The organism is Novosphingobium guangzhouense, assembly GCF_002896965.1.
Classification (GTDB): domain Bacteria; phylum Pseudomonadota; class Alphaproteobacteria; order Sphingomonadales; family Sphingomonadaceae; genus Novosphingobium; species Novosphingobium guangzhouense.
Genome location: NZ_LYMM01000035.1, coordinates 22,392 through 36,293 on the forward strand (window position 1 = coordinate 22,392; position 13,902 = coordinate 36,293).

9 protein-coding genes are annotated in these 13,902 nt (G+C 66.3%); 6 read left to right on the forward strand and 3 right to left on the reverse strand.

The window, feature by feature from the left end; translation table 11 throughout:
* Positions 1–40 precede the first annotated feature (40 nt).
* Genes cobW through bluB form a run of 4 tightly spaced genes read left to right on the forward strand, consistent with a single transcriptional unit; the run spans position 41 to position 6,063 of the window.
* On the forward strand, positions 41–1,090 hold the full coding sequence (gene cobW, locus A8V01_RS12935) for a cobalamin biosynthesis protein CobW (RefSeq protein ID WP_103096253.1): 1,050 nt from the start codon (positions 41–43) through the stop codon (positions 1,088–1,090).
* A complete protein-coding gene (gene cobN, locus A8V01_RS12940; protein ID WP_103096254.1) occupies positions 1,090–4,824 on the forward strand; it encodes a cobaltochelatase subunit CobN in 3,735 nt (1,244 codons plus the stop codon). Before cobW ends, cobN begins: the two co-directional genes overlap by 1 nt.
* The gene (gene cobO, locus A8V01_RS12945; protein WP_103096255.1) at positions 4,817–5,425 is read left to right on the forward strand and encodes a cob(I)yrinic acid a,c-diamide adenosyltransferase; all 609 of its coding nucleotides are present in this window, start codon (positions 4,817–4,819) and stop codon (positions 5,423–5,425) included. Before cobN ends, cobO begins: the two co-directional genes overlap by 8 nt.
* A complete protein-coding gene (gene bluB / locus A8V01_RS12950) occupies positions 5,422–6,063 on the forward strand; it encodes a 5,6-dimethylbenzimidazole synthase (protein ID WP_103096256.1) in 642 nt (213 codons plus the stop codon). Before cobO ends, bluB begins: the two co-directional genes overlap by 4 nt.
* On the opposite strand, the gene A8V01_RS12955 is transcribed toward bluB, so the two are convergent.
* Positions 6,050–6,883, reverse strand: coding sequence for an ABC transporter substrate-binding protein (locus A8V01_RS12955; protein WP_103096257.1), 834 nt, complete (start codon positions 6,881–6,883; stop codon positions 6,050–6,052). The genes bluB and A8V01_RS12955 overlap by 14 nt on opposite strands.
* A gap of 71 nt (positions 6,884–6,954) precedes the next feature.
* Between A8V01_RS12955 and A8V01_RS12960 the strand changes: the two genes are divergently transcribed.
* Positions 6,955–7,965 carry a FecCD family ABC transporter permease gene (locus tag A8V01_RS12960; RefSeq protein WP_245892481.1) on the forward strand — a complete coding sequence of 337 codons (1,011 nt, stop codon included), beginning with the start codon at positions 6,955–6,957 and terminating at the stop codon, positions 7,963–7,965.
* Positions 7,959–8,732: an ABC transporter ATP-binding protein gene (locus A8V01_RS12965; protein WP_103096258.1), complete on the forward strand. Its 774-nt coding sequence runs from the start codon at positions 7,959–7,961 to the stop codon at positions 8,730–8,732. Before A8V01_RS12960 ends, A8V01_RS12965 begins: the two co-directional genes overlap by 7 nt.
* Positions 8,733–8,779: 47 nt before the next feature.
* Here A8V01_RS12965 and A8V01_RS12970 read toward each other — a convergent pair whose 3' ends face one another.
* Both A8V01_RS12970 and A8V01_RS12975 read right to left on the reverse strand, forming a co-directional pair.
* A complete protein-coding gene (locus A8V01_RS12970; RefSeq protein WP_103096259.1) occupies positions 8,780–10,804 on the reverse strand; it encodes an MGH1-like glycoside hydrolase domain-containing protein in 2,025 nt (674 codons plus the stop codon).
* Between the two features lie 136 nt (positions 10,805–10,940).
* Positions 10,941–13,847 carry a TonB-dependent receptor gene (locus A8V01_RS12975; protein ID WP_103096292.1) on the reverse strand — a complete coding sequence of 969 codons (2,907 nt, stop codon included), beginning with the start codon at positions 13,845–13,847 and terminating at the stop codon, positions 10,941–10,943.
* Positions 13,848–13,902: the final 55 nt, after the last annotated feature.

Below are 13,902 nucleotides of genomic sequence, written 5' to 3' on the forward strand. Positions count from 1 at the left end.
CGCCCCGCCGCCACAAGTCGCCGGCGCGGGAGTGAAACGCTTGAGCAAAGTACCCACCACCGTCATCACCGGCTTCCTCGGCGCGGGCAAGACCACGCTGATCCGCCACCTTCTGCAGAACGCCAAGGGCCGCCGCCTCGCCCTCGTCATCAACGAGTTCGGCGATGTCGGCGTGGACGGCGAACTGGTGAAAGGCTGCAACGACGAAGCCTGCCCCGAGGACGATATCCTCGAACTGGCCAACGGCTGCATCTGCTGTACCGTGGCCGACGATTTCCTGCCGACCATGCAGAAGCTGCTGGACCGCGAGACGCCGCCCGATCACATCATCATCGAAACCTCGGGCCTTGCCCTTCCCAAGCCGCTGGTGAAGGCGTTCCAGTGGCCCGACATCCGCACCCGTGCGACGGTGGACGGCGTTGTCGCGCTGATTGATGCCGATGCGGTTGCCGCCGGTCGTTTCGCCACGGACGAGGAAGCGCTGGCCGCCGCCCGCGCCGCCGATCCGATGCTGGACCATGACAGCCCACTGGAAGAACTGTTCGAGGAACAGCTGGGCTGCGCCGACATGGTCGTGCTCAACAAGACCGACCTTGTCGATGCGGACGTTCTGGCCGAGGTGGAAAAGTCCGTCGCGGCAGAAACGCGCCCCGGCGTGAAGATCGTGCGCGCAGACCACGGAGCGGTCGATATCGCCGCTCTGCTCGGCATCGTCGCTGCGGCAGAAGACGACCTCGACAGCCGCAAGTCGCACATCGATGGCCTCGACGACGATCACGACCATGACGACTTCGACACCTTCATCCTGAACGGCGGCGAAGTGGCAGACCTTGACGCTCTGCTGGCGGGCCTGAAGGACCAGATCGCCGCGCATGACGTACTGCGCGTAAAGGGCATGGTGGCGCTGGCGGGCAAGCCCAGCCGCCTTGTCGTGCAAGGCGTCGGCCCGCGTATCCAGCACTTCTTCGACCGCGCATGGAAGGCCGGGGAAGCACGCCGCACGCAGCTGGTGGTAATCGGGCAGAAGGGGCTGGACCGCGCCGCCATCGAAGCCGCACTGGCCGGTGTGCTTGGGACCGTAGCTGCCTGATGCACCTGCTGTCCGCCACTCCCGGAACGATATCCAACGGCGAAGAGGCGATCGACCTCGATCAACCGCCGGGCGATATCGTGATCCTGACTGTGGCGGACAGCGAACTCGCCTGCTTCGCGAAGGCGGCGGCCATGCTGCCTGAACATGGCCCCAGCGTCCGTCTCGCCAACCTGCTGCAGTTGCGCCATCCCTACTCTGTCGACCTCTATGTCGAAAAGGTGATCGCACACGCAAGGTTCGTCTGCGTGGTGCTGCTGGGCGGCAAGAGCTACTGGCCCTACGGCATCGACGAAATCGCGCTGGTCGCCCGTGAGCGCGGCATCGCCTTTGCCGCGATTGCTGACGGGCGGGAAGACGATCCCACGCTGACCGCCGCCTCCACCCTGCCCGCCGGGACGGTCGAGCACTTGCGCGACTATCTGCGGCAGGGCGGCAGCGCCAATGCCCTGTCATTCCTGCGCACCGCCGCGCGGCTGATTGGGGAGGATTGCGGCCAGCCGGACGATCCGGTCCCGGTGGCCGACGCGGGCCTCTACCTGCAGGGCGTGGATCGCCCCGCGCTTGCCGATTTGCGCGCATCGTGGCAGCCGGACGCCCCGGTCGTGCTGCTGGTATTCTACCGTGCGCTGATGATCGCGGGCACTCTGGACGCCGTGGACGCCATGGTCGCCGCCCTTCAGGCGCGCGGGTTCAACGTCGCCGCAGTTCATGTCCGCGCGTTGCGGGAGCCTTTCGCCATCGACTGGCTGAGCGGCCTCATGGCCGAAATCGCGCCCGACGTGATCGTCAACGCCACCAGCTTTGCTTCTTCCTCGACAGGCGAGCCGCGCGTCGGCGGGGTGCTGGAACGTGCCGACTGCCCCATCCTGCAAGTCGCCTTTGCGGGCGTGGAGGAAGCCGACTGGCAGGGTGCCGCGCGCGGCCTTGGCCCGCGCGATCTGGCGATGAACGTGGCGCTGCCCGAAGTGGACGGCCGCCTGTTCACCCGCGCCGTCGCCTTCAAGGCCGCCGAGCGCTTCGATGAAGTGACGCAATGCGGCATCGTCGTCCCGCGCGTCGCGCCCGATCGGGTAGCCTTCGTGGCAGACCTTGCCGCGCACTGGGCGAACCTTCGCCGCACCGCGCCTGCGCAGCGCAAGGTGGCGCTGGTGCTTGCCAACTACCCCAACCGCGACGGGCGCATCGGCAACGGGGTTGGCCTTGATACACCCGCCAGTGCGGCGTCGATCCTCACCAGCCTTCGCGCCGCCGGGTACGACACCGGAGCCGCACCCGAGGATGGGCAGGCGCTGATGCGGCTTATGACCGGCGGCGTAACCAACGACCTGACCTCGCTGGATCGACCGGGTGAAATTTCACTGACGCTGGCAGCCTATGAAGCAGCGTTCGAGCAAGTGCCCGAAGCTGCGCGCACCGCGATGCTCGATCGCTGGGGAACACCGCAGGCCGATCCTTTCGTAAGGGACGGCGCATTCCGCCTTGCCGTCCACCGCTTCGGCAATGTCTGCGTCGCCGTGCAGCCTGCGCGCGGGTACAATATCGATCCCAAGGAAACCTATCACGACCCGGCCCTGCCGCCGCCCCATGCCTACCTTGCCTTCCACGTCTGGCTCGAACGGCAGTTCGGCGCGCAGGCACTGGTTCATGTGGGCAAGCACGGCAATCTGGAATGGCTGCCGGGTAAAGCCGTCTCCCTGTCTTCTGAGTGCTTTCCCGAAATCTGCGCAGGGCCGCTGCCGCAGCTTTATCCCTTCATCGTCAACGACCCCGGCGAGGGTACGCAGGCCAAGCGCCGTATCGGCGCAGTGATCGTCGATCACCTGACACCGCCGCTCACCCGTGCGGAAAGCTACGGCCCGCTCAAGCACCTCGAAGCGCTGGTGGACGAATACTACCTTGCCGCCGGAATGGACCCGCGCCGTCTGGAGCGGCTGCGGCGCGACATCATCGACCTTGCCCGCACACAGGGGCTGGACAAGGACGCCGGCGCAGAGGGCGACGGCGACGATGCGCTTTCGGCCATCGACAACTACTTGTGCGAGCTGAAGGAACTGCAGATCCGCGATGGCCTGCATGTCTTCGGCCAGTCGCCGGAGGGGCGCTTGCGGCGCGATCTGCTGGTGGCTCTGGCCCGCACGCCGCGGGGATATGACGGGCCGGAGCAGGCTTCGTTGCTGCGCGCGATGGCGCAGGACTTCGGGTTCGATTTCGATCCACTCGACTGCCGCATGGCGGATCGCTGGGAGGGTCCGAGACCCGATGCGCTGGCGGCCGTGTCGGACGAACCATGGCGGACGCTGGGCGATACCGTGGAGCGGCTGGAACTGCTGGCGGCGCAATGGGTGGACGCGCTGCCCGAAAGCCGCCCCGGAAAGCACGCCGAGCCCGTCCTCCACGCCATCGCCACCAGCCTTGCCCCGCGCGTCGATGCCTGCGGCCCTGCCGAAACGGCGGCGCTGCTCGCGGGCCTCGACGGGCGCTTCGTAACGCCCGGACCTTCGGGCGCGCCCACGCGGGGGCGGCCCGACGTGCTGCCCACCGGGCGCAACTTCTTCTCCGTCGATACCCGCGCCGTGCCCACCGCCGTCGCCTGGGGTCTCGGCCAGCGATCCGCGCAACTGCTGGTGGAAGACTATCTCCAGCGAGAGGGCGAATACCCCAGGGCCATCGCGCTTTCCGCATGGGGCACTGCCAACATGCGCACCGGCGGCGATGACATCGCACAGGCCCTTGCGCTGATGGGCGTGCGCCCGCGCTGGGAATGGACCTCCGGCCGGGTCACCGGGTTCGAGATGATAACGCTGGCCGAACTCGGCCGCCCGCGCGTGGACGTGACCTTGCGCGTATCGGGCTTCTTTCGCGATGCATTCCCCGAACAGATGGACCTGATCGACAGCGCCGCGCGCGCGGTCATGGCGCTGGAGGAGGCGGACGATGACAACCCTGCCGCCGCTCGCCACCGCGCGGAAACCGCGATGCTTGCCGCTGCGGGCGATGACGCCGCCACCGCTGCCCGCCGTGCCGGTTCGCGCGTGTTCGGATCGAAGCCGGGAGCTTACGGTGCCGGTCTGCAGGCGATGATCGACGAGAAGCTGTGGCACGACCGCGCCGATCTGGCCAACGTCTACCTCGACTGGGGCAGTTACGCCTACGGAGCGGGCGTGGAAGGCGATGCCGAACGCGATCTCTACGCCGCGCGGCTGACCCAGGCCGACGCGGTGGTCCAGAACCAGGACAACCGCGAGCACGACCTGCTCGACAGCGACGACTACTACCAGTTCGAAGGCGGCATCGCCGCTGCGGTCGAGCACCTGAAGGGCCGCGCGCCGGTCAGCTATCACAACGACCATTCGCGCCCCGAACGCCCGGTGATCCGCACTCTGGCGGATGAGATCGGCCGGATTGTCAGGGGCCGCGTGACCAATCCCAAGTGGATCGCGGGCGTCATGCGTCACGGCTACAAGGGCGCGTTCGAAATCGCCGCCTCGGTCGACTACCTCTTCGCCTTCGCCGCCACCACAAGCGCAGTGAAAGACCACCATTTCGACGCCGTCCACGCCGCCTTCATCGAGGATGAGGCCGTGCGTGACTTCATGGCGCAGGCCAACCCGGCGGCCCTTCGCGAAACCGCCGCGCGGCTGGCCGAGGCGCTGGAACGCGGCATGTGGAAACCCCGATCGAACAGCGCGGGCCTGCTGCTCGCAGACATCTCAGGAGCCGCACATGGTTGAACGCACCGAAGAACAGCACACCGAGAAGATGAAGAAGAAGCAGGCCGCGCATGACCGCATCATGGCGGGCAAGACGGTGGAAAAGGGCCTGCTGATCGTCAACACCGGCAAGGGCAAGGGCAAGACCACGGCAGCCCTCGGCATGGTGGTACGGATGATCGGCCACGGGAAGAAGGTGGGCGTCGTCCAGTTCGTGAAGGGCGCGATGACCACCGGCGAGAAAGCCGTGTTCGACGCCTTCCCCGACAACGTCGAATTCAAGGCGATGGGCGAAGGCTTCACCTGGAACACGCAGGACCGCGCTCGCGATATCGAACTGGCGCGCGAGGCGTGGGACGAGGTAAAGCGCATGGTCGAAGACCCTGCCTACGATCTCGTTCTGGCGGACGAACTGAACATCGTGCTGCGGTATGACTACCTGCCGCTCGACGAAGTGCTGGACGTGCTGACCGCGCGCGCTGAAATGAAGCATGTGATCGTCACCGGGCGCAATGCGCCACAGGGGCTGATCGATGCCGCCGATCTCGTCACCGAGATGACGCTGGTAAAGCACCCCTTCCGCGAACAGGGCGTCAAGGCGCAGGCGGGAATCGAGTTCTGACCACTCCCGCCTTCTCCCCGGCATTTGGCGATGACCTTGCCGCGCTGCTGGCATGGCGGCGCGATGTGCGGCATTTCCGGCGCGATCCGCTGGACGATGCGCTGGTTGCAGAATTGCTGGCCACCGCACAGCTGGCACCCTCCGTGGGCAATTCGCAGCCCTGGCGCTTCGTGCGGGTGCGCTCGGCCGACTTGCGCGCGGCTCTGGCCGCCCATGCCGATGCCGAAGTGTCCCGCGCCGGGGATGCCGCCTACGAAGGGGAGCGCCGCGCGGCCTACGGCGCGCTGAAGCTGCATGCGCTGGACCATGCGCCCGAAGTGATCGCGGTGTTCTGCGACGAGGCAACACCGATCGGCATGGGCCTTGGCGCGGCGACGATGCCGCAGACGCGCGAATGGTCGGTGGTCATGGCGATCCATACGCTGTGGCTGGCCGCGCGGGCGCAGGGGCTTGGCCTTGGCTGGGTGTCGATCGTCAGGCCCGATTTCGTCACCGAACTGCTGGCCGTGGCCCCTTCATGGCGCTTCGTAGCCTTGCTCTGCCTCGGTCATCCGGAAGCGGAGGACGACGTTCCCGAACTTGAACGCAAGGGCTGGCAGGCCCGGCTAGGCGCAAGCGCGCATGTCAGCGTGCGTTGACGCCTTGGGCCAGCGCCCGCGCCGCCTTGACGTAAGCGGGACCGCCGCAGACCGTCCACGCCTGCGGGATGGCCACGCGCGGGATGCCGTCCAGCACGGGATGATGCATCATCGCCGTGCCCTGATCGACGACCTTGCCGGTCGCGCTGTCGACAACGATCACATCGGGGCGCGCGGCCGCCAGTTCCTCTATCCCCATTTGCGAGAGCGCGGGCTTGCCCAGCTTTCCGGCAAGGTTGGTCACGCCCACGCGGGTCATCAGATCGTCGATCAGGGTGCCGGTGCCGGTCAGGTAGCCGCGCCGCTGCCAGTACGCCGCGACGACGCCCTTTCGAGCGCGCGGAAGACGCGCCAGATCGCGCTCCATCCCGGCGATCATCGCCTGGCCCCGTTCGGGGTGGCCGACCGCCAGCGCCACCTTGCGGATCGATGCAAGAATCGCGTCGTAGCTGTCAGCGGATTTCAGATCGACGGCGGGATAGCGGGTCTTGAGCGCCTTGATCGCCGGATTGCGCCTTGCGGGCATGCCCACGACAAGGTCGGGATCGATCGCCATGATCTCTTCCGCCGCGCCGCGCAGGATCGGCAGGCCCCTGGCCCGCGCCGCTTCGGCCGACATGTCGGGATCGGCGGCGTAGCGGGTCAGCCCGGCGATCTGTCCCCGGTCGGCCAGCGCCAGCACCAGCTGGTCCGCGCACAAATTCAGCGAGACGATCCGCTGCGGCCGCGATACAGGCCCTGCAGACGCGGGCACCCCGCAGACGGCAACCACCCCGCAAAGGGCCACAAAGAGCGAACGAAGAGTAGCCGAAAGCGCCATATCGGCGTTTCCATAGCAATACGACCCCGGGACACAAGCGTGACGGGGAGCCTATCCAGCCAGAGGTGTTCGTGCCTGAAATTCCCGTCCTGCGCGCCCGTAACCGGGCGCTGGTTCCCCTTCTTGTCCTTGCCATCCTTGCGGCCGCCATCGCCTCGCTGACGCTGGGCGCGGTAGCCATTCCTACCGGGCAGCTGATGAATGCGGCAACGGGCCATGGCGATCCGGTGGTACGCGCGATCCTGATCGAGCTGCGCCTGCCGCGCACGCTGGTGGCGCTGATGGTCGGCGGGATGCTTGGCCTTGCAGGCGCGGCGCTGCAGGGATACCTGCGCAATCCGCTGGCCGAACCTTCGGTGCTGGGCGCTTCGAATTCGGCAGCGCTGGGCGCCGTCATGGCGATCTATTTCGGGCTGGGCGACCTTCATCCCGCCGTGCTGCCGGTGCTGTCCATCCTGACCGCGCTGGGCAGCCTTGTCCTGCTGTTCGTGCTTGCCGGCCGGGCCGAGGGGCCGCTGGCACTGATCCTTGCGGGCATCGCCGTCTCCACGCTGGCGGGCGCGGGGATCAGCCTGAGCCTTAACCTGTCGCCCAATCCCTTTGCCGCGATGGAGATCATGGCCTGGCTGCTCGGATCGATAGAGAACCGGCAGATGGAACACGTGTGGATTGCCATGCCGTGCATCGTGGCAGGCGTTGCGCTGCTGCTGTGGGACGGGCGCGCGCTTGATGCCCTGTCATTGGGAGAGGACGGCGCGCGGTCGCTGGGGGTGAACCTTTCGCGCACCCGCATTCGCCTGCTGCTGGGCGTCGCCATCGGCGTGGGCGGCGCGGTGGCAGTATCCGGATCGATCGGCTTCGTCGGCCTTATCGTGCCGCATCTGGTGCGCCCGCTGACAGACCGCAGCCCGTCCGCCGTGCTTCTGCCTTCGTTTCTCGGCGGCGCGGTGTTGCTGACCGGAGCGGACATTCTGGTCCGCCTGATACCGACTGCGGGCGAACTGAAGCTGGGCGTGGTGACGGCCTTCCTTGGCGTCCCCGTCTTCCTTGTCCATCTGCTGAAGGAGCGCCGCCTGTGGTGACCGTGACCCTCAAGGGCCTTTCCGTGGACCTGCGCGACCGGGCAGTGCTGCACGGCATCTGCGCCACGCTGCGCCCCGGCGAACTGACCGGGGTGATCGGCCCCAATGGCGCGGGCAAGTCCACGCTGGTGCGCGCGCTGCTGGGGCTGATCCCGGCGACGCAAGGCGCGATAGAGATCGACGGGCGCGACATCGCCCGGCTGAGCCCGCGCGAACTGGCACGGCTGATCAGCTATCTGCCGCAGGGACAGGCGCTGCACTGGCCGCTCAGCGTCGAACGGCTGGTGGCGCTGGGCCGCCTGCCCGGCCTTGGCCCGATGTCCAGGCTGGGCGCACAGGACATTGCCGCCGTCCACGCCGCGATGGAGCGGGCCGACGTGCTGCACCTGGCCGGCCGCACCGCCACCGAACTTTCCGGCGGCGAACGCGCGCGGGTGATGCTGGCCCGCGCGCTGGCGGTAGGCGCGCCGGGGCTGGTCGCTGACGAGCCGCTGGCCGCGCTCGATCCCGGCCACCAGATCGACGTGATGGAACTTCTCTCGGCCGAGGCGCGCGAGGGGGCGCTGGTGGTAACCGTGCTCCACGACCTGACAATGGCCGCGCGTTACTGCGACCGGCTGCTGCTGATCGATCGCGGAATGCTGGTGGCGCAAGGCTCCCCGCAGGAAGTGCTGACCAGCGACCGGCTGCGCGAAGTTTACGGCGTGACCGGGCGGATCGAATTCGGGAACGGTTCGGCGATGGTGGTGCCGCTGGAGCGGGTTTGAAAGGGGGCTTGGACAGGCTTAGCCCGCCCAAGCCCCGCACGTTGCGATCAGCGCGCGAACGCCTTGACCTCGGCCAGACGGATCGCGCGGCCCTTTGCCGGAGTCATCGATACGCGCAACTTGCCCGTCTCGATCGCGGGCCAGGTCACCCGCGTCACCCCGTTGGCCAGCGGCGTTACCGGCGCGCCGACATGTTGCCAGCGCCCCTCGCGCCATACTTCCACGCTTACTCTGCGCGGCGCGGCAAAGTGCGTGCCATCCGCGAAGAACGCCAGTTCGGCGCTGCCCAACGCGATCGTCCTGCCGAAGTCCAGCGCATACCACTGCGCCTTGCCTGAAGCGTCCGAATCCCAGCCGTTGGGCAGTTCGGGATAGAACCAGGCGCGGCCGTCCACCGCGTCGTGCAGCTTTTCCGCGTCGGTGCCGGACGATGCGCTGGCCCTGGGCCAGCCGCTGCGTACCAGTTGCACCGCAAGGTTCTCCTCCCGCACGATGGACGCGTTCGCCGCCCGCGCCACCGGCACCTCGATCCGGCCAAGATCGGCGCGACGGGCCACTTCCTTGCCGTCTACCGCGATGGAAAGCCCCCTGCCCCGGCGGTAACGGCTGCCATCCGCATCCCACGTCACTGACACTTCATGCCCGTGGTAGGGCACCCGATCGATGTGGAACCAGTCCAGCCCCTGCTGCAGCGGGTTGACTTCCAACACGTCGTCCGCGCGGGGGCGAATGCCGACAAGGCCGGTCAGGATCAGGTCGATGTAGCCGGAGTGGAAATAGTGATGGCTGCGATCCAGCCCGACGATCGGCTTGCCCGTTTCCGGGTCATAGTCTTCCTCAAGGTCGAGGCGCTCGTCCTTTCCGGTCCCCTGATAGTGCAGCTGGGTATACTGGCGCAACATGGCCATCCAGTCCGCGCGGGAGACAGGACCATGCGCCTCGTAATGGTCAAGCAGGTTCGCCATCGCGGTCAGCACCTGCGTCGTCTGGTAGGGCCAGATCGGGCCGTTCCACTGACATTCCGGGTCCGGGCCTAGGTAGCGGTACTGGCGCATGTAGTATTCGTAATTCTTTTCGACCGTGCGCATCCCGGCCTTGCCCGCCAGCGATTGCGGGTCGGTCAGGTGGCCCCATGCCTTCGCGTACTTCGCATCATCGGGGACAAGGTCGAACATCCACGGCAGATAGCCGACGAGTTCGCGGTTACGGATCGGTTCCCAGTACTTGACGTATTCGTTGGTGATCTGGTGCCGGTCGGTGAAGTGTTCGAGCTTCGGGTTCCACAGGTCCGCCAGCACGCGGGCTTGCAACGCCTTCGCCCGCGCGGCGTATTCCTTCGCCATCGCCGTATCACCCGCCATTTCGGCCATGCGCGACAAGGCGCGGGCATTGGCGAACATGTAGGCGTTGACCGAAGGCCGGAACGAATCGCCGCCCCTGAAGCCATCCTTGCCGCCCGATGCGTCGATGGAGGACACGGTATACTCCGTGGCATCCAGCAGCGGTTCGACGAAGTAGAGCCCCTTGTCGAAGTCGAACTTCTCGTCCCACAGGCGGTAAATGTGGCGCATCGTCTTGAGGTGCGCCAGCAACGCCTCGCGGTCTCCATCCACCAAGTATCGGCCCCAGACCGAATCCGCCATGTGGTCGGTGAAGTGGCGGTCGTTGCCGCCTTCGTACATGAAGTTGATGTAATCGTCGGTGAAGCGCCGGTCGTTCAGCCAGCGCCCTTCGGCGATGTGAAAGCCGCTTGCATCGTTGAGGCTGGCGAAGGGCTCGCGCTGCCAGTCGACGTCGTCGGCGAATTCGGTGGTGATGTAGCCCTGCCCGCCAAGATCGCGCTGATGCGCGCGGAACAGGCCCCAGCGGTAATAGTAGACCGCGTCGATCCTGGGATCGGAGCTTTCGAAGAAGGGAATGCGCTGCTCGTACCAGGCGGCATCGTTGCCGTAGCGCGCCTGTGCAATGGCATGGCCGTCGAGCGCCGGAGCAGGAGCAGGCGGGACGACAGCTGGCGGACTGGCCGCCGTCGCAAGTAGCAGCGCGAGCGCCAGGATCTTCCGCAAGGTCATCCCCTTTTGTCAGTCAGCAGTAAAAAGGCGGCCGCGCCGGGCCGGGTGTTGGGAGAGGAAAGGAGCCCCAACCCCACGCGGCCGCCCTGAGCAGGCGCGATGCGCGGGAATGGCATCCCGCATCGCGCCTGTTGGATCAGTCGAACTTGAAGCGCACACCCACCGCGAACGTGCGGTCGATCAGCAGCGTGCTGGAATTGAACTGCTGCGCGTTGCCGACATCGCCGAACTTGTAATAGTTCTGCTGCTTCGCCTTGGTGAGGTTCACCGCGTCGAAGGTCACGCCGATGTCGTCGTTGACGTTCCAGGTCAGCTGCAGGTCGAGGCTCTTCTCAGGTGCGCGCCAGAAGCCGATCGGGTTCGCGAATGAGCGGCCCTCGTTGCTCTGGAGGAAACCCTTGCGCCAGATGTACGACAGGCGGGCACCGATCGGGCCGTTATCGTAGGCAAGCGTCGCGTTGTACGAAAGCTTCGACACGCCGAAGAACGCCGACTTGGTCGAGCCGGTGATCTCGCCCGCAGTGTTGACCACCGGGATCGTCTGCTCGGAGTCGAGGATCGTCGCGCTGCCGACGAAGCCAAGGCCGTTGAGCGGGCCGGGCAGATAGGTCGGGAAGTAGGTCAGGCCCAGTTCCACGCCCTTCAGCACGCCGTCGGACGCGTTGACCGGACGGGTGATGTTGAACGTCTCGGTGTAGGAGTCGTTGTCCGGCAGATAGTTGTCCGGGATGATCTCGCGCGCCACCAGGGGCACGACGAGGCCGTTGATCTCGCGGCGGAAGGCCGTCGCGTAGATGGCGCTGTTGCGCTCGAAGTACCATTCGAGAGCAATGTCGATGTTCTTCGAATGCGTGGCGCCGAGGCTTGCGTTACCCGCGCTGCCGGTACCGAAGCCAATGCGCGACAGGTCGCCCGTCAGCGTGACGTTGGGGTTGAGATCGCCGAACGCCGGACGACGCAGCGTTTCGCCGTAGTTGAAGCGGATGCGCAGGTTGTCGGTGATGCCATACCGCGCAGTGAACGAGGGCAGCCACTTGGCCGAACCGGTCGAAACCGCGGTGCGTGCGAAGTTGTTACCGCGATCGAAATACTCGTAGTCGGTGTCGATCTGCACGTAGCGGACGCCGGCCTGCAGCTGCAGCGGGCGGCCGAACAGTTCGATCTCGCCATCCGCCATGAGGTAGGCGGCGGTGTTGATCTCTCCGATACCGAAGACATGACCGAAGGTCAGCTGGTCCGACAGCAACAGCGCCGGGTTGACCGACTGGTACAGTTTACGCACCGCATCCTTGTCCATGGTGCGCGGATCGGCCAGCACCCAGCTGGTCGGAATGTCGGCCTGGCCATCGAAGAAGCCGCTGTTCGTGAAGGGCGTGCCCTGCCCGAACTGGTCGAGCGTCACGCCCGGCAGGCCGCCCGCGCCCTGGTCACGCACGTAGCTGTCGGCCTTGCGGTCATCGTAGCGGAAGCCCGCCTTGATGCGGCGCAGGAAACCTTCGTCCCACTCGTACTCGCCGTCGAGCATCACGGTCAGCGCGCTGCCCTCGTTCTTGGTGCCGCTATCGAACAGGTTACCCACGGTCCACGCCGAAGCGTCGGTCAGGACGCCCTGATTGCCGAAGCTGTACGAAGGCAGGCCGCCACCGGCGTTGAAGTCCACGTCGATGTCAAGCGGTGCGCGATCGGTGCGAATGGCGAAGAACGAGGTTTCGTTCTTGCTGTCCTGATAGGTGACGTCGGCTGTGATCTTGCCGCGATCGGCAACGTCCCACTTGGCGTTGAAGGCGTAGACGAAGCTGTCGGTCTTGTTGGTGGAATAGTCGCCGCTGTTGAAACCGGAGACGCTGCCCATCTGCCGCGACTTGATGATGTTGGTGCCTTCATACAGCTCGAAGCTGTTCGCCGGATCCTGAATGTCCCCCCACCAGTCGGCGTAGCTGAAATTCAGGCTGTTGAAGGTCTTGCCGCGGAAGCCGCTGTAGAAAACTTCGGCGGTATAGATCGAACGATCGTTGGGCGCCCACTGCAGCGCCGCGTTGACCGAAGGCCGGGTGCGCTTGCCGTAAAGGTCCGAAGCGATCACCGCATCGCGCGACAGGTAATAGGGAACCTCGACGCCGTTGATGTTGAGGGTCGAGCCCGCAGCGGTCGACAGGCCAGCATCGAGGCCCGGCGTCCACAGGTTGCCCTGCGGGTTGGAAGCGGTCACCGCACGGCAGTCGGTAGTGAACAGGCGCTCCATCGCGACGAAGGGGTTGCCGCCGGGGCAAGCGCCCGGAAGAGTGCTGGTGGTGACCGAGGGCCGCGCGCCGTCAGCGGTCAGGAACGGCACCATGGCGCCCGCCTGCAGGTTCTGGTTGCGGTATTCGGCGCGGGTGTAGCTGGCGTTCACAAGGAAGCCGATCTCGCCGATGCCGGTATCCCACCTGTCCGCCACAAGCAGCGCGACGTTGGGGTTCGCCTTGTCGGCCATCTCCGAATAGATGCCACGCGCGAGACCCGAGATCGTGAAGCCGTCGAAGTCGAGCGGGCGGCGCGTCTGCACATCGATCTGCCCGGCAAGACCGGTCTCGATCTGGTCGGCCGAGCGGGTCTTGTAGACGTCGACCTTCTTGACGAGGTTCGCCGAGATGTCCTGCAGCGCGAACGAGGTGCCCGCCGCGGTGAAGATGTTGCGGCCGTTAAGCGTGGTCAGCGGATCGGTCAGACCGCGAATGGTGATCGTCGCCGCTTCGCCGCCGGCGCGGTCGGTCACCTGGATGCCGGTGACACGCTGCAGCGCTTCGACAACGTTGTTGTCAGGCAGCTTGCCGACGTCTTCGGCGACGATCGAGTCGACGATCTGGACGTTGTCCTTGCGGCTGTTGATGGCGCCGACGATGGACGCACGCACGCCGGTGACGATGATGTCCTCAGCGCTGGCGTCATCGGCAGCCGACTGCGGCGCAGCATCCTGCGGAGCGGCGTCCTGAGCCTGCGCCACCGAGGCGAGGCCGAGTGCGAGAACGGATGCGGTGCAGAATGCGAATGGCTTGAACGCCATGATCAACCCTCCCATGGGGGCTGGCCGATTACCATGCCCCAAAACTGTGTGGGGC